We start from the raw sequence: 15,961 nt of genomic DNA, 5'->3' as shown, positions 1-15,961 counted from the left end.
CCGTGACCAACCTCAATGCGGTTGATCCGGCCGCAGTCGCCCAGGACGCGCACCTGGAGAACGCCGACGTCGTCATTGGCAAGAACACCATCATCTTCCGCCGGTTCATGCGGAACAAGACGGCTGTGGCGGGCCTTGCCATCTTCCTTGCCCTGACCCTCTTTTCCTTCGTGGGCGGATACTTCACCCCCTGGGACAAGGAAACGATCGACCCCTTCAACATCGGCATGCCGCCGTCGGCCGAGCACTACCTGGGCACCTCACAGGCGGGCATCGACCTCTACGCGATGACCGTGGAGGGCACGCGGATTTCCATCCTGATCGGCCTGATTGTGGGGCTTGTTTCGGTGCTCGTCGCCGCCGTCTACGGGTGCACCATGGCCTACTTCGGCGGCAAGGTGGACAAGGTGATGCTCTTCATCCTGGAAGCGCTCATCATGATGCCGGCCCTCCTGGTAGTGGCGGTGGCCACCAGCGGCGGAGGTGAGGGGCTCAGGCGGGACCTGCCGTCGTGGCTGCTGCTCATCATCGTGCTGCTCGTCTTCAGCTGGATGGGCACGGCAAGGCTGATCCGGTCCATGTCCATGTCACTGATGCAGCGCGACTTCGTCAAGGCAGCCCAGTACATGGGCGTCCCGGCACGCAGGATCGTGTGGCGGCACCTGGTCCCCAACATCGGGTCGCTGCTGGTCCTGGACATCACCCGCGGCGTTACCGGTGCCATCCTCGCGGAAGTTGCCTTCTCCTTCATCGGCATCGGCATCAAAGTTCCGGATGTGAGCCTCGGCGTGCTGATCGGCGGCGCCACGTCCCAGGTGCAGACCTTCCCCTGGATGTTTTGGGTGCCGTTGACCGTCATGTTCCTCCTTACCGGGTCCCTGGCAATGATGAACGACGGCCTGCGGGATGCCTTCGACCCCAGCTCAAGTTCATCCGGCAGCGCCAGGAAACGCACCGCCCCGAAAACCCGCGTAAAGGGGAATGCCTCATGAGCAGCGAAACTGCCGCCGGGCCGGTTGGACAGCCCCAGTCAGCTGTAGAGCGGCTGCACGTCGCGGGCCTGCACGCACCCACGGACGCAATCCTGTCCGTCCGGGACCTGAACGTCCGCTTCAACACTGAAAACGGTGTAGTGCATGCCGTCCGGGGAGTGGACTTCGACCTGATGCCCGGAAGGACGCTGGGCATCGTGGGTGAGTCCGGCTCCGGCAAGTCGGTCACATCCCTTGCCATCATGGGCCTCCTCCCCACAACGGCGGAGGTCACCGGCTCCGTCCGGCTCAAGGGCAAGGAGCTGCTGGGCCTTAGCGACAAAGCCATGTGCGGGTACCGCGGCAATGAGCTGGCCATGGTCTTCCAGGATCCGCTGTCTTCCCTGACGCCGGTCTACACGGTGGGCACGCAGATCATCGAGGCGCTGACCATCCACAACCCCGCCATGAGCAAGCAGGCGAAGGAGGCCCGCGCCGTCGAACTTCTTGCCATGGTGGGCATCCCCAGCCCCAAGGAGCGGCTCAGGGCCTTCCCGCACGAGTTCTCCGGCGGCATGCGCCAGCGGGTGATGATCGCCATCGCCATCGCCAACAACCCTCGGGTGCTCATCGCGGATGAGCCGACGACGGCCCTGGACGTGACCATCCAGGCCCAGGTGCTGGAGGTCCTGCATACCGCGCAGGAGGAAACAGGTGCCGCCGTCGTGATGATCACGCACGACCTCGGCGTGGTGGCCGGCATGGCCGATGACATCATGGTGATGTATGCCGGCAAGCCGGTGGAGACGGGGGCAGTGGATGACCTCTACTACAACCCGCGGATGCCGTACACCATGGGCCTGCTCGGCGCCGTCCCACGCGTTGATGTCGCGGAAAAGGCGTCGCTGGTCCCCATTGAGGGCATGCCGCCCAACCTGGTCCACACACCCACCGGCTGCTCGTTCGCGCCCCGCTGCCCGCTCGCCGCGGACGCCTGCCTCGATGGCGAGCCGGCGCTCCTCCCGGTACCGGGCAGCGCGTACCACAGCGCTGCCTGCATCAAATCGGAGTCCCTTGGCGGTGACGTTGATGTCCGCGATGTCTTCGCCGCCCCGCCCGTGCCCGTCTCACGTTTCGACGCCATCCCGCGGGAGGAGCGCTCAACGGTCCTGCAGCTCAAGGATGTGCGCAAACACTTCCCGCTGACCCGGGGCGCGCTGCTCAAGAGACGGATCGGCACCATCAAGGCAGTGGACGGTCTGAGCTTCGATATCCGCGAAGGGGAGTGCTTCTCCATCGTGGGGGAGTCCGGCTCGGGCAAGACCACCACGCTGCTGGAAATCATGGAATTCCACAAGGACCAGGACGGCGAGGTGGTGATTGGCGGCATCAGCAACAAGCAGGCCGCGGATGCCCGGGCCAAGAGCGCCATGCGCCGTGAACTCCAGATGGTGTTCCAGGACCCCACCGGTGCACTGGATCCGCGCTTCACGGTCTACGAAGTGCTCGCCGAGCCGCTCCAGAACGCGGGTATGGACCGGCAGGCCATCAAGAAGCGCATCATGGAGCTCATGAAGCTGGTGGGCCTGCAGCCGGACCATGTTAACCGCTTTCCCAACCAGTTCTCCGGCGGCCAGCGCCAGCGGATCGGCATAGCCCGCGCCCTGGCCGTGAACCCGAAGCTCGTTGTCCTGGACGAGCCCGTCTCCGCCCTTGATGTCTCCGTCCAGGCCGGCGTCATCAACCTCCTCGACAAGCTCCGCGCTGAACTGGGCCTCAGCTACCTTCTGGTGGCCCACGACCTCTCCGTGGTCCGGCACATTTCCAGCCGGGTGGCCGTGATGTACCTGGGAAAGATCGTGGAGATCGGCGAGGTGGACCGTGTGTTCGACAATCCCCGCCACCCCTACACCCGAGCCCTGCTCTCGGCTATTCCGGTCCCGGACCCGCAGCTGGAACGCACGCGGGAACGCATCATCCTCCGGGGGGACCTGCCCTCGCCGCTGGACGCCCCCAAAGGCTGCAACTTCGCCACCCGCTGCCCCGTTTTCGCAGCGCTGCCGGCGGCGAAGCAGGAAAAGTGCCTGACTCTTGAACCACCTCTGGAGCCCGTACCGCCGTCGCCGGCGGCCCAGGCCCTGGCGGCGCACCCGCTGCCTGCACTGGACCAACGCTTCGCCTGCTTCTTTCCCGACGGGGAGCTGGACGAGGACATGCTGGTGGTCCATGACGCGGCGGACCACCACGCACCCTAGGTTTTTTACCGACCCATCACCAGCACCACCACTCGCAACAACGAAGGGAACACCATGAGGAATCTGAACAGGATCGGCGGAGCGGCGGCCATTGCCGCAGCTCTGGCGCTGACGGCCTGCGGCGGCGGTGGCGGGTCCACCGGGCCGGAAACGGCCAAGGGCCAGGAGGCAGGCAGCGACCTCTCCAAGCTCATCAGCATCAATGAGAAGCCGGCAGCCGATCTTGAACAGGGCGGCAAGGTCACGCTTCCGCTGGGCAACATCGGCCCGGATTTCAACGGATTCTCCAACAACGGCAACAGTGCGGACAACTCCGCGCTGCAGATTCCGATGAACCCGGTGGCCGTGAACAGCGGCGGCATCGGCGGCTGCTGGAAAGTCGACTTCGAGGGCAAGGCGACCCCCAACAAGGACTTCTGCGAGGACGTCAAGAACGAAGTCAAGGACGGCAAGCAAACCATCACCATCAAGGTGAACGAGAAGGCCACCTACAACGACGGCACCCCCATCGACATCAAGGCCTTCCAGAACACCTGGAACATCCTCAAGAGCCCGGATGCCGGCTACGACATCGTCTCCTCGGGATCGTACGAGTTTGTTGAGTCCGTCGAGGCCGGCAGCAGCGACAAGGAAATCATCGTCAAGACCAGCCAGCCGGTGTACCCGCTGGAGGACCTGTTCTTCGGCCTGATCCATCCCGCCGTGAACAGCCCCGAAGTCTTCAACGAGGGCTTCAACGGCGAACTGCACCCGGAGTGGATGGCCGGCCCGTTCAAGCTGGACCAGTACGACACCGCAGCCAAGACCGTCACCCTGGTTCCCAACGAGAAGTGGTGGGGCAACAAGCCGGTCCTGGAGAACGTGGTGTTCCGCCAGCTTGAGACCAGTGCCCAGATCGCTGCCTTCAAGAACGGCGAGATCGACGCCATGTCCGCCAACACCATCTCGCTCTACAAGCAGCTTGACGGCACCAAGGACTCCGAGGTCCGCCGCGGGCAGCGCCTGTTTGCCGGCGGCATGAACCTCAACGCCCAGCGCATCACCGATGTGGCTGTCCGCAAGGCGATCTTCGCCGCCGTCGACCGCGAAGCCCTCCGCAAGGTCCGCTTCAACGGCCTGAACTGGGAAGAGCCCAGCTCCGGCTCCATGATGCTGCTGCCTTTCTCCGAGTACTACCAGGACAACTACCCCGTGAAGGAAACCGGTCCGGATGCCGCCAAGAAGGTCCTGACCGACGCCGGCTACAAGGCGAACGCCAACGGCATCATGGAGAAGGACGGCAAGCCCGCCGCCTTCAAGATCAGCAACTTCGGTGACGACCCCACCACCCTCGCCTTCACCCAGACACTGCAGAAGCAGCTCCAGGCCGGCGGCATGGATGTTGGCATCGACCAGCGCGCTTCTGCCGACTTCGGCAAGGTCCTGGGTGCCCGTGAGTTCGACATGAGCGTTTCCGGTTACACGGTTGGCGCGGACGCCACGTCCGCCGTCAAGCAGTACTACGACTCCAAGACCAACGAAAACCAGCTGGGCGACGCCGAGCTGGACAAGAAGATCGCGGACCTGGCGTCCATCGAGGACAACGCCAAGCGCAACAAGGCGGCCATGGACGTGGAGAAGGAGCACATGGCGAAGTACTACTCCATGGGCGTGGTCATGAACGGCCCGCAGATCTCCTTCGTCCGCACCGGCCTGGCCAACTACGGCCCGTCCCTGTTCCAGAGCCTTTCGCAGGTTCCGGACTGGACCACCCTCGGCTGGGAAAAGAAGTAGCGCTGCCCGCTCTATAGCGAAGGCCGGCACTCCCTGGGGACATGGGTGCCGGCCTTCGCCGTCTGCCCGGCCCCTCAACGCTCTCTCACTTAACGTGGGTTTCCTTGGAACGCTCTCTCACTTAACGTGGGTTTCCTTGGAACGCTCTCTCACCTAACGCCCCCATTTCGGCGCCGCGCAACCAAGCCTGGCGGGAGTAGCGTAGGACCATGACCGGGGACCAAGCTTCACAGCGCACCATCCGTACCGCCGTCGTGGGGTTCGGGCTTTCCGGAAGCGTGTTCCACGCCCCCCTGATAGCGGCGGACCCCCGCTATTCGCTGGATCTCATCGCCACCTCCAACCCCGGCAGGGACGCCGCGGCCACCGCCCGGTATCCGGGGGTGCGGACAGTACCGGATGGCCAGGCGGTCCTTGCCCGCGCGGATGAGGTGGACCTCGTGGTCCTGGGAACACCGCCGGCTACCCACTATCCCTTGGCCAAGGCGGCCCTGGAGGCAGGCGTGGATGTAGTGGTGGACAAGCCGTTCGCCGTGACGAGTGGACAAGGCCAGGAGTTGACCACGCTGGCCGAGGAGCTGGGGCGGCTCCTGACGGTATTCCAGAACCGGCGGTGGGACGGCGACTTCCTGACGGTGCAAAAACTCCTGTCCGCTGACGCGCTGGGCAAGGTCACGCGGTTCGAGTCCCGCTTCGAGCGGTGGTCCCCGGCCATCGCGAAGGCCTGGAAGGCGCGCGCCACCGCGGCGGAGGGCGGCGGTACGCTGTTCGATCTGGGCAGCCACCTGATCGACCAGGCGCTCCAGCTCTTTGGCCCGGCCTCCGTGGTCCACGCAGAGTTGAAGGCACGCAGGTCGGACGAGAGGGCGGACGACGACGTGTTCCTGGTACTTCGGCACGAATCCGGTGTTTTGAGCCACCTGACCATGAACATGATGTGCGCCCAGCAGGGACCGCGGTTCCGGGTGCTGGGTTCCGTTGGCGGATTCACGAAGAAAGGCGTGGACCCGCAGGAGCCGTACATCGCAGCGGGAGGCAGCCCGTTGGACGCCGAATACGGGGAGGAGGCGCCGGAATGGGCAGGACTGCTGGGCCGCGATGGCCACCTCGACGCCCTGCCCACCGAACGCGGCGCCTACCCCGAGTTCTACCGTATCCTCGCGGACAAAATCCTCGACGGCGGAGCGACGTCCCCCAAGCCCCTCCCGGTCAAGCCGGAAGAGGCCGTCGAGGCACTCAAACTAATAGAAGAAGCACGAAAGCTCGCGCATTAAGCATCGATTGCTCCGTAAGTGTCGTTCAGGGGGTTCAAAACGACGCGTACGGAGCAATCGATGGACTACTTAAGCCGAAACCAGTTCGTGCCAGTCGGCGACGAGCGGCAGGTTGTGTGCCTCGGACACGGAGTGGTGTGCCACGTGGCCGGCGGCGATGTTCAGGCCTGCGGCCAGGGCGGGGTCGCGGTCGAAGGCTGCCTTGACGCCCAGGTTGGCGAGGGACACCGCGTAGCGCAGGGTGACGTTGGTCAGCGCGTAGGTGGAGGTGTTGGGTACGGCGCCGGGCATGTTGGCTACGCAGTAGAAGATGGTGTTGTGCACCTTGTAGGTGGGTTCCTGGTGCGTGGTGGGGTGTGTGTCCTCGAAGCAGCCGCCCTGGTCCACGGCGATGTCCACCAGGACTGAGCCGGGCTTCATGCGGGCCACGAGGTCATTGGTGACGAGCTTGGGGGCTTTGGCGCCGGGGATCAGGACGGAGCCGATCACCAGGTCGGCGTCCACCACGGACTTCTCGATCTCGTACTTGTTGGATGCCACGGTCTTGAGCCGGCCCTGGTACTGGGCGTCCAGTTCGCGCAGCCGGTTGATGTTGATGTCCATGATGGTGACGTCGGCGCCCAGGCCCAGTGCCATGGCTGCGGCGTTCGTGCCGGCAACGCCCGCGCCCAGGACAACTACCTTGGCGGGCCGGACGCCGGGAACGCCGCCGAGCAGCACGCCCTTTCCGCCGGCGGGTGCCATCAGGGACGCGGCGCCCACCTGCACGGAAAGCCGGCCCGCAACCTCTGACATGGGGGCGAGCAACGGAAGGGTGCGGCCTTCCTGGACGGTTTCGTAGGCGATGGCGGTGACGCCGGAGTTGATGAGCTCGCGGGTGAGTTCGGGCTCGGCGGCCAGGTGGAGGTAGGTGAAAAGGATCAGGCCCTTGCGGAAGCGGTGGTACTCGGCCTTGATGGGCTCCTTGACCTTCATGACCATGTCGGCGCGGGCCCACACGTCGTCGGCTTCATTGACGATTTCGGCGCCGGCGATGGAGTATTCCTCGTCGGTGATGCCGGAGCCCAGCCCCGCGCCGCGCTCCACCAGGACGGTGTGGCCGTTGCTGCGGAACTCGTGGACACCGGCGGCGGTGATGGCCACCCGGAACTCGTTGTTCTTGATTTCTTTAGGGACGCCGATGATCATCGTGGGCTCCAGGTTCTCGGCTTGGTACGCCGGAAAGTGCGGAAGGATTTCGTGTATCAACGATAAATCCGGTTGTGAGCCAGCTGACATGAAAGCGAGCGGCGGCCCGAAAACGAACCGCGTCATTCCGGGGTTTTTGCCGGTTCGTGCTGGACATTTGTCGAGCCGCAGGGCGGCAGGTGTCGCCTCGTGTCCGTTCGTCCCGGAAGCCGCCCAGGCAGTAATGTTGGCCCATGCAGCAGCAGGGTGTGGAACAGCTGGTTGAACAGGTGGCGCAGAAGTTGGGCCGTGGCCTGTCACTGGAGGATCTGGACGGGGTGCTGCTGGCCTACAGCTCCAACCAGTCCCACGCGGACCGGGTGCGGGTGAACTTCCTGCTGAGCAAGAAAGTGCCGGCCGACGTCAGCGCCTGGCAGCTCTCGCACGGCATTGCCACCGCCGTCCGTCCGGTGGTGGTGCCGGCCAACCAGGACCTGGGCATGCTGGGCCGGGTGTGCGTTCCGCTGATGGTGCGCGGCTTCCGGGTGGGGTACCTGTGGGTGCAGCAGGACTCCGCCGATGAGAATCCGACCGCGATCCTCACCCAGTTGCCGGCCGTCAACCACGAGCTTGAAACGTTGTCAGGGCTCCTGCTCGATTCGAACACGGCCGAGTCCGAATTCCGGCGGGGGCGTGAACGGGAGTTCCTGGCCGCCTGCTCCGGCGAGCCCAACGCCGTGGCCGCCATTGCAGGCTGGAAGGAAATCCAGGGCCGCGGTCCCTGGCAGGTGGTGACAGTGCTCGACGCCGATGGCTGGGCCGGCGGATCCGACCCCATCGCCTCCACCCTCATCCACCGCTCTGCCGCGCTCCAGGCGACCATCGGCGTCGACTCCGCCCTGTTCAGCGCCGGCACGGACACCCATTCCGTTGTGCTGTTCCGCGAATTGTCCGGCCGGGCCAACCACGCCCAGGTGCTGGTCCACTACCAGCTGGAGCTTGCCAAGCGTTCCGGCCGTCCGGTGCAGCGCATCATTTTGGGCATCAGCGAGGGCTTTGGCCGGCCGCGCGGGCTCGCCGCGGCGTACCGCCAATCCAAGCTGGCGGCCCAGGCTGCCGCCGTGGATCCGCAGCTCGGGGAACTCGTGGACTGCAGGGCCACGGGCGTCTACCAGCTGCTCGCGTCCGCTGGCGGAGGCGCGAGTGCCTGGGCTGACTCGGCTTCGGTCTACTTCCGCATGCTTGAGGACCACGACCGCAACGGGGAGCTGCTTCCGGTCCTGGAACTCCTGTACGACAACGACGGCTCGGTCCAGGACGTGGCCACCAAGCTCCACCTGCATCGCAGCAGCATCTACAACAGGCTGGGCCGGATTCGCCAGCTGCTCGGCGTTGATCCGCTCAAAGGGATGCCCCGCCTGGAGCTCCATGCCGCGCTAAAGATGCGCCGCTGGGCGGGCCGGCCACGCATCTGAGGCGTGCAGAACCTAGGCGCTGTTCCCTGGTTCCTTCGCTTCGTCAGGTTGTTCGGCCTTCTTCTGCTTCTCCAACCAGGCCGTTATGGCGGCCCGCGGAATCCGCCGGTGGGTGCCGCGGTACTCCACCGGGATCTCCCCGCGGTCCGTCATGTTGCGCAGGTACGTGTGGGAAATGCCCGCCAGCTCGGCTGCCTTGGACGTGGTGAGCATGTCCTCCACGCTGCTGACGGTCACCGCTTCGCCGCGGCTGAAGCGGTGCAGGAGATCGACGACGGCGTCCCTCGCCAGTGGCGGCAGCCGATGGACCGTGCCATCCACGAAGACGGTGATGTCGTCGCTGCCCGCAAGCGCCCGGCCCAGCTTCTCAGCATCCTCCGACGGGAGGGCGCCAGTGATCCGCGGAGCTATCAGTGCCATGCACCCAGCCTACCGGCGGCCACCCCGCCCGGGCGGTATGCTCGGCAAATGGAACTTAGCGGCGGCCGGGATGTGGAAGCGGGCGGGCTTCGGGGCAGGCTTTACGCCTCAGTCCTTCCCGCGGGAGCCCCTAACCGGCCTGCCTACGTCCTGCTGCACGGCATCGGAGTTTCCCACCGGTACCTGGCCCGGCTGCATCTCGAGCTGGCCAGGGAAGCGGATGTCTATACATTCGACCTCCCGGGCTTCGGCAAGGCGTCAAGGCCGCCCCGCCAGCTCCAGATCGATGATTTTGCGGAGTTCGTGGGCGCTGTCCTGGCCGACTCCGGCGTTTCCAGCTATGTGGTTGTGGGGCATTCCATGGGCGCGCAGTTCGCGGTGGAACTGGCGCTCCGGAAACCCGGCCGGGTGGCCGGTGCCGTCCTGATGGGGCCGGTGGTGGATTCCCCCAGGAAGACTGTCACCAGGCAGGCGCTGGCCCTCACCCGCGACGCACTGTTAAGGGAGAGCCTGACATCGAACGCCGTCGTGTTCAGCGACTACTTCAGGGCCGGGCCGCGCTGGTACCTCACCGAACTGCCGGTCATGATGGCATACCCCATGGAGGAAAGGCTGGCCGGCATCAGCCAACCCTGCCTGGTCCTTCGCGGCGCCAAGGATCCCATTGCGCGCCGCCCCTGGTGCGAACGCCTCGCGGCCATTGCGCAGCAGGGCACAGTGGCTGAAATCCCGGGCCAGGGCCACGTTCTGCAGCACACTGCCCCTGGAAGGGCGGCCCGGGCCATCAGTGGCTGGGTTCGTGCACTGGATGGTTTCGGCGTGACCGCATAGGGCGGCACGGGCCGGACGGTGTCCCTAGAGGCCGAGTTCTTCCAGGACCGGCAGCTTCTCCCGGACCCATGCCCGCGCTTCCGTGGCGCTTGGAGCGGACAAGGCAAGTTTCGCCAGCTGCTGGGCTTCCTCGAGTGTGACGGTTTTCAGCACCGCCGCCACGGCAGCAAGCGAGCGGGCCGTCATGGACAGGGTGCTTACGCCCAGGCCGGTAAGGACGACGGCGAGGGCAGGGTCGGCCGCCGCCTCACCGCACACGCCCACGGGTTTGTTGTTTCCTTCCGCGCGGGACCCTTCGACTGTCAGGCCAACGAGGCGCAGGACGGCCGGCTGCCAGGGCGTGTTGAGGTTGGCGAGCGGGCCGAGCTGGCGGTCTGCGGCCATGGCGTACTGGGTGAGGTCATTGGTGCCGAGGCTGGCGAAGGCAACTTCCCGAAGGATGGCTTCGGCGGTCAGGGCGGCGGACGGGACCTCCACCATCACGCCGGGGGTCTTGATGCCGGCGTCCGCGCACATGGAGGCAAACCGGGCAGCCTCTTCCGCCGTCGAAATCATGGGGGCCATGACCCAGACGTCCGCTTGGGACTGCTTCTCCGCCAGGGCGATTGCCTCCAGCTGCCGGTCCAGGACGCCGGGGGTGGTGAAGTCCGTGCGGTAGCCGCGGACACCCAGGGCAGGATTCGGCTCGGTGGAGTCGGTCAGGAACGGGAGCGGCTTGTCGGCCCCGGCGTCAAGCGTGCGCAGGACCACTTTCTTTCCCGGGAAAGCGTCAAAAACGCTCTTGTAGGCCGCGGCCTGCTCTTCAACGCTGGGTTCGGTGTCACGTTCCAGGAAGCAGAACTCGGTGCGGAAGAGGCCTACGCCCTGGGCGCCCAGCTTGGCTGCCGCCTCGGCATCCTTGCCGCCGCCCACGTTGGCGAGCAGCGGCACCAGGTGGCCGTCCGCCGTCGCGCCCGTGCCGTTGAACTCGGCCAGCAGGGAAGCCGTGGCTGCCCACGCTTCCGCTGCCGCGCGCAGGGATTCGTCAGGTTCGGAGGTGATGTTGCCGGCGGCGCCGTCCACGTAGACTTCGGTGCCGTCGGGGAGCTCATCCACGCCCACGGCGGCAACAACGGCGGGGAGGCCGAGGGACCGGGCGATGATGGCCGTGTGGGACTGCGGGCCGCCGCCGGCGGTGACGAGCGCGAGGACCTTGTTGGGGTCCAGGGTAGCGGTGTCCGCCGGCGCCAGGTCCTCGGCCACCAGGACGAACGGTGTGCTGGATGCCGGGATGCCGGGTGCGGGCACTCCACGCAGCTCAGCGACAATCCGGGCACGGACATCAAGGACGTCAGTGGCGCGTTCCGCCATGTAGCCGCCCAGGTTGTGGAGCATTTCGGAGACCGAGGAGCCGGACTCCCAGATGGCGCGCTCGGCGGACGTGCCGCGGGCCACCAGCTTGGCGGCACCCTTGATGAGCATGGTGTCCTTGGCCATCAGCGCAGTTGCCTCCAGGACGGCCTTTCCATCACCGATGGCGTGGGCGGCGCGGTCCTTCAGTTCATCGTGCACGGCCTGGGAGGCCGCCTTCAGGGCTGCGGTTGCTTCCTCCGCGGTGGTCCCCGCCGCCAGCTGCTCGCTGGCGGGAGGTTCGCTGATGGGTTTGGGCATCTGCCGGATGGTGCCGATGACGCGGCCTGGGCTGACGCCTACTCCTGGGAAGTTCTGCACTGAAGGTCCTCATTCTCTGCCGGTTGCCAGGCCCGCCGATACCGCCGGCGCCATGCCGGTCCGCCCGGACTGCTACGTCCGGAGGCGGGAAACGTGCCTGAAAAAAATTGTATGTGATTCAGTTCATATAGCAATGCTATAGGTGCTAGGGTAGCGGTTATGAGTTTGGATGGCCAGCTTCCCCCCAAAATGCGACTGCTCCGTGCTGCCGCGGAGCTGCTGGCGAACTCGGCGGGCGCTCCCGTCTCCACCCGCCAGATCACGCAGCTGGCGGGGGTCACAGCTCCCACGCTGTACCACCACTTCGGTGACAAGGAAGGTCTGTTTGACGCCGTCGTCGCCGCAGGGTTTGAAGACTACGTAGCGGGCGAGAGGGATTTCGCCCCCTCCGGACAGCCGCTCGAGGATATTCGGAGAATGTGGGACAACCATGTGCAGTTCGGGCTGAATCAACCGGAACTGTACCTGGTGATGTTCGGCAACATCCGCCCGGAAAGCCGCCCGGCGATCGTCGCAGACGCCGAGGCGCTCATGGAGGAGATGCTGAACAAGGCAGCGGCGGCGGGCCAGCTGAACGTCCAGCCCAGGGAAGCGGCCAGGTCCATCCTGGCGGCCAACGTGGGCGTGACGCTGATGCTGATTGCGGAGCCCGCCTCCGAGCGGAACCTCGAACTGTCCACCATGACCCGGGACGCCATGATCTTTGCGGTGTCAGCCGAGCCCGCCAGCGGCCCGGCCCCGGGAGATGCCGGGAGATCCTCGGTAGTAGTGGCAGCGATCGCCCTGAACGCCGCACTTCAGGCATCGCACTCTGACCAGCTTTCAAGCTCGGAGCTCAAGCTTTTCCTCGAATGGCTCCACCGCATCTCCACAAGCTCTTAAACATCGGACCATCCTGCGGAGCAGCAGGAATGACGGTTAGGAAATCACATGGCAACAGAGACAGTTGCAAAACCCCGCACCAGCGCGCGCGTGCACGTCCAAAAGTTCGGGACGTTCCTGTCCGGCATGATCATGCCCAACATCGGCGCCTTCATCGCCTGGGGCATCATCACGGCACTCTTCATCCAGAAGGGCTGGGTGCCTGTTCCCCAACTGGGTGGCTTCGGGGAGACGGACGGAAAGCCGAACGTTGGCCTCGTCGGGCCGATGATCACCTACCTGCTGCCCCTCCTGATTGCCTATACCGGCGGCCGGATGGTCTATGACGTCCGCGGCGGCGTGGTGGGCGCCATCGGCACAATGGGCGTGATTGTGGGTGCCGGCATCCCGATGTTCATCGGTGCCATGATCATGGGCCCGCTGGGCGGCTGGACCATGAAGAAGATCGACTCCCTCTGGGAGGGCAAGATCCGCCCCGGCTTCGAGATGCTGGTCAACAACTTCTCCGCGGGCATCTGGGGCGCCCTGCTGGCCATGCTTGGCTTCTATGCCATCGCTCCGGTGGTTTCTGCGTTCAGCGCGGGTGCCGGCAACGTGGTCCAGTTCCTGGTGGACAACGGCCTGCTGCCCCTGACCAGCATCTTCATCGAGCCGGCCAAGGTGCTGTTCCTCAACAACGCCATCAACCATGGCGTGCTCACTCCGCTGGGCGTCCAGCAGTCACTGGAGCAGGGCAAGTCCATCCTGTTCCTGCTTGAAGCCAACCCCGGCCCCGGCCTGGGCATCCTGCTCGCCTACATGTTCTTCGGCCGGGGAGCCGCCAAAGCTTCGGCTCCCGGTGCCGCGATCATCCACTTCCTCGGCGGCATCCACGAGATCTACTTCCCGTATGTGCTGATGCGGCCGCTGCTGATCCTTGCTGCGATCGCCGGCGGCATGACCGGTGTGGCCACCCTTGCCATCACAGGTTCGGGGCTGGTGGCGCCAGCCGCCCCCGGTTCCATTTTTGCGGTGCTCGCCCAGACCTCCCGCGACAGCTATCTCGGGGTGATCCTCGCGGTCCTGCTGGCCACGACGGCCTCCTTCCTGGTGGCCTCCATCATCATGAAGACCACCAAGCACAGCGACGAAGTGGACCTCAATGACGCCACCGCAAAGATGGAGCAGATGAAGGGCAAGAAGAGCTCCGTTGCCTCCAGCCTGGCCGGTGCCGGCGCGGCTGCCGGCGCGGGCGGCGTGGCCGTCCTGGCCGGGCCGGTGCGCAACATCGTGTTCGCGTGCGACGCCGGCATGGGCTCGAGTGCCATGGGCGCCTCGGTGCTGCGGAACAAGATCAAGGCGGCCGGGTTCCCGGACGTCAAGGTCACCAACGCGGCCATCGCCAACCTTCGCGACGACTACGACGTGGTGATCACCCACCAGGACCTGACGGAACGGGCCAAGCCGGCCACGTCCAGTGCCGTCCACTACTCGGTGGACAACTTCATGAGCAGCCCCCGCTACGACGAGATCGTGGAACTGGTGCGGAAGAGCAACACCGAGGGCGGGCAGGCAAGCAGTGCCCAAGCAGCCGAGGCTCCGGTGGATGCCGCCCCCGGTGCCGGCACGCACGAGATCCTGGCCCGCGAGAGCGTTGTGCTTAACGGATCGGCCACCACGCGCGACGCCGCGATCGACGAAGCCGGCCGGCTCCTGCTGGACCGCGGTGCGGTGGACGAGGGCTACATCGCGGCCATGCACGAGCGGGAGCAGTCCGTGTCCACCTACATGGGCAGCTTCCTGGCCATCCCGCATGGCACCAACGCCGCCAAGGACCACATCCGCAAGTCCGCGGTTTCCGTGATCCGGTACCCGGAGGGGATCGACTGGAACGGCAAGCAGGTCAAGTTCGTCGTGGGCGTCGCAGGAGTCAACAACGAACACCTGCACATCCTGTCCGCCATCGCGAAGGTCTTCACCAACAAGGAACAGGTTGCCCGGCTTGAGGCGGCCACCTCGGTGGAGGAAGTCCTGGAGCTCTTCGGAAAGGTCAACGCATAGTGAAGGCTGTACATTTCGGGGCCGGAAACATCGGCCGCGGTTTTGTCGGGCTGCTCCTGCACGACGCCGGCTATGAGGTGGTGTTCGCGGACGTTGCCGAGGACCTCATCAGCCAGCTCGCTGCAGCGGACAGCTACGCGGTCCACGAGGTGGGGGAGAACCCTGCCGTGCGGACAGTCACCAATTTCCGGGCGCTGAACTCCACCACGCAGGAAGCGGAGCTCGTCGCGGAAATCGCGACGGCGGATATCGTCACCACCGCGGTGGGCCCGCACATCCTGAAGTTCGTGGCGCCCGTCATTGCCCGGGGCATCGTGGCAAGGGGCCCCGGTCTTCCGCCGCTGGAGGTGATGGCGTGCGAGAACGCTATCAACGCCACGGACATCCTCGCCAAGGAGGTTGCCTCCCAGCCGGGGGCAGCCGCCGGGGCGCTGGACGGGAAAGCCGTGTTTGCGAACACCGCGGTGGACCGGATTGTGCCCAACCAGGAACCAGGGCAGGGCCTGGACGTCACGGTGGAGACCTTTTACGAATGGGTCATCGACCGCACTGCCTTCGGTGATTCCGCACCGGTCATCCCTGGGGCCACCTTTGTGGATGACCTCTCGCCGTACATCGAGCGGAAGCTGTTCACTGTCAATACCGGCCACGCGTCGGCCGCCTACTTCGGGTTCGAGGCGGGCCTGGCGAAGATCTCCGAGGCCATGGCCGACCAGGACGTGGCCGAGGATGTCCGGGCGGTGCTGGAGGAAACCAAGCAGCTCCTGGTGAGCAAGCACGGTTTCAGCAACGACGAGCAGGAAGCCTACGTCCAGAAAATCCTGGTCCGGTTCTCCAACCCCTACCTGCCGGACACCGTCCACCGGGTGGGCCGTGCCCCGCTGCGGAAGCTAAGCCGGCACGAACGGTTCATCGGTCCCGCCGCCGAACTCGCGGAACGCGGCATTGTGCCGGAGGCGCTCCTGGGCGCCATCGCCGCAGCGCTGCGGTTCAACGATCCCGCCGACGCCGAGGCCACGGAACTGGCCGGCATCCTGGCCTCCTCCAGCCCGGCGGACGCTACCGCCCGCATTACCGGCCTGGAACCGGACCATCCACTGTTCAACGCCGTGGCAACCCTGGTGGAAGAGCGGCAGGCAGAGGCGGCCAAGGCCCCGGCCTGA

12 protein-coding genes are annotated in these 15,961 nt (G+C 65.7%); 9 read left to right on the top strand and 3 right to left on the bottom strand.

The window, feature by feature from the left end:
* Window positions 1-2 precede the first annotated feature (2 nt).
* The 4 genes from C3B78_RS18950 to C3B78_RS18935 all read left to right on the top strand — a co-directional run bounded on the left by C3B78_RS18950 (window position 3) and on the right by C3B78_RS18935 (window position 6,273).
* Window positions 3-992, top strand: a complete 990-nt coding sequence (locus tag C3B78_RS18950; protein WP_104999434.1) for an ABC transporter permease — start codon at window positions 3-5, stop codon at window positions 990-992.
* Window positions 989-3,226: an ABC transporter ATP-binding protein gene (locus C3B78_RS18945; RefSeq protein WP_104999433.1), complete on the top strand. Its 2,238-nt coding sequence runs from the start codon at window positions 989-991 to the stop codon at window positions 3,224-3,226. The genes C3B78_RS18950 and C3B78_RS18945 overlap by 4 nt, the downstream gene beginning before the upstream one ends.
* Window positions 3,227-3,280: 54 nt before the next feature.
* Window positions 3,281-4,999: an ABC transporter family substrate-binding protein gene (locus C3B78_RS18940; RefSeq protein ID WP_104999432.1), complete on the top strand. Its 1,719-nt coding sequence runs from the start codon at window positions 3,281-3,283 to the stop codon at window positions 4,997-4,999.
* Between the two features lie 209 nt (window positions 5,000-5,208).
* Window positions 5,209-6,273, top strand: coding sequence for a Gfo/Idh/MocA family protein (locus C3B78_RS18935; RefSeq protein ID WP_104999431.1), 1,065 nt, complete (start codon window positions 5,209-5,211; stop codon window positions 6,271-6,273).
* A 69-nt stretch (window positions 6,274-6,342) separates the two neighbouring features.
* Here C3B78_RS18935 and ald read toward each other — a convergent pair whose 3' ends face one another.
* Window positions 6,343-7,461, bottom strand: a complete 1,119-nt coding sequence (gene ald, locus C3B78_RS18930) for an alanine dehydrogenase (RefSeq protein WP_104999897.1) — start codon at window positions 7,459-7,461, stop codon at window positions 6,343-6,345.
* 233 nt (window positions 7,462-7,694) lie between these two features.
* Here ald and C3B78_RS18925 point away from each other — a divergent pair, with 233 nt between their 5' ends.
* Complete coding sequence (locus C3B78_RS18925; protein WP_104999430.1) at window positions 7,695-8,915, top strand: PucR family transcriptional regulator; 1,221 nt, start codon at window positions 7,695-7,697, stop codon at window positions 8,913-8,915.
* A 12-nt stretch (window positions 8,916-8,927) separates the two neighbouring features.
* Here the strand turns inward: C3B78_RS18925 and C3B78_RS18920 are convergent, their stop codons facing one another.
* The gene (locus C3B78_RS18920) at window positions 8,928-9,335 is read right to left on the bottom strand and encodes a helix-turn-helix domain-containing protein (protein WP_104999429.1); all 408 of its coding nucleotides are present in this window, start codon (window positions 9,333-9,335) and stop codon (window positions 8,928-8,930) included.
* Between the two features lie 48 nt (window positions 9,336-9,383).
* On the opposite strand from C3B78_RS18920, the gene C3B78_RS18915 reads away from it, so the two are divergent.
* Window positions 9,384-10,166 carry an alpha/beta fold hydrolase gene (locus C3B78_RS18915; protein WP_104999428.1) on the top strand — a complete coding sequence of 261 codons (783 nt, stop codon included), beginning with the start codon at window positions 9,384-9,386 and terminating at the stop codon, window positions 10,164-10,166.
* A 24-nt stretch (window positions 10,167-10,190) separates the two neighbouring features.
* Here C3B78_RS18915 and ptsP read toward each other — a convergent pair whose 3' ends face one another.
* Window positions 10,191-11,876 (bottom strand): phosphoenolpyruvate--protein phosphotransferase, encoded by a 1,686-nt coding sequence (gene ptsP, locus C3B78_RS18910; protein WP_104999427.1) that lies wholly within the window; start codon window positions 11,874-11,876, stop codon window positions 10,191-10,193.
* A gap of 159 nt (window positions 11,877-12,035) precedes the next feature.
* Here ptsP and C3B78_RS18905 point away from each other — a divergent pair, with 159 nt between their 5' ends.
* Genes C3B78_RS18905 through C3B78_RS18895 form a run of 3 tightly spaced genes read left to right on the top strand, consistent with a single transcriptional unit; the run spans window position 12,036 to window position 15,961 of the window.
* On the top strand, window positions 12,036-12,758 hold the full coding sequence (locus C3B78_RS18905; protein ID WP_104999426.1) for a TetR/AcrR family transcriptional regulator: 723 nt from the start codon (window positions 12,036-12,038) through the stop codon (window positions 12,756-12,758).
* Window positions 12,759-12,806: 48 nt separating this feature from the next.
* Window positions 12,807-14,798, top strand: a complete 1,992-nt coding sequence (locus tag C3B78_RS18900) for a PTS mannitol transporter subunit IICBA (RefSeq protein ID WP_104999425.1) — start codon at window positions 12,807-12,809, stop codon at window positions 14,796-14,798.
* Complete coding sequence (locus C3B78_RS18895) at window positions 14,798-15,961, top strand: mannitol-1-phosphate 5-dehydrogenase (RefSeq protein ID WP_104999424.1); 1,164 nt, start codon at window positions 14,798-14,800, stop codon at window positions 15,959-15,961. Before C3B78_RS18900 ends, C3B78_RS18895 begins: the two co-directional genes overlap by 1 nt.

This window comes from Arthrobacter sp. PGP41, assembly GCF_002953935.1.
Classification (GTDB): domain Bacteria; phylum Actinomycetota; class Actinomycetes; order Actinomycetales; family Micrococcaceae; genus Arthrobacter.
This window is presented reverse-complemented; position numbering and strand designations above follow the sequence as displayed.

What these genes read in the sequence shown, in the direction of transcription:
- C3B78_RS18920 (WP_104999429.1), bottom strand. Translation starts at nt 9,335, where the DNA reads ATGGCACTGATAGCTCCGCGGATCACTGGCGCCCTCCCGTCGGAGGAT.
- C3B78_RS18945 (WP_104999433.1), top strand. Translation starts at nt 989, where the DNA reads ATGAGCAGCGAAACTGCCGCCGGGCCGGTTGGACAGCCCCAGTCAGCT.
- C3B78_RS18905 (WP_104999426.1), top strand. Translation starts at nt 12,036, where the DNA reads ATGAGTTTGGATGGCCAGCTTCCCCCCAAAATGCGACTGCTCCGTGCT.
- C3B78_RS18925 (WP_104999430.1), top strand. Translation starts at nt 7,695, where the DNA reads ATGCAGCAGCAGGGTGTGGAACAGCTGGTTGAACAGGTGGCGCAGAAG.
- ald (WP_104999897.1), bottom strand. Translation starts at nt 7,461, where the DNA reads ATGATCATCGGCGTCCCTAAAGAAATCAAGAACAACGAGTTCCGGGTG.
- C3B78_RS18915 (WP_104999428.1), top strand. Translation starts at nt 9,384, where the DNA reads ATGGAACTTAGCGGCGGCCGGGATGTGGAAGCGGGCGGGCTTCGGGGC.
- C3B78_RS18940 (WP_104999432.1), top strand. Translation starts at nt 3,281, where the DNA reads ATGAGGAATCTGAACAGGATCGGCGGAGCGGCGGCCATTGCCGCAGCT.
- C3B78_RS18935 (WP_104999431.1), top strand. Translation starts at nt 5,209, where the DNA reads ATGACCGGGGACCAAGCTTCACAGCGCACCATCCGTACCGCCGTCGTG.
- C3B78_RS18900 (WP_104999425.1), top strand. Translation starts at nt 12,807, where the DNA reads ATGGCAACAGAGACAGTTGCAAAACCCCGCACCAGCGCGCGCGTGCAC.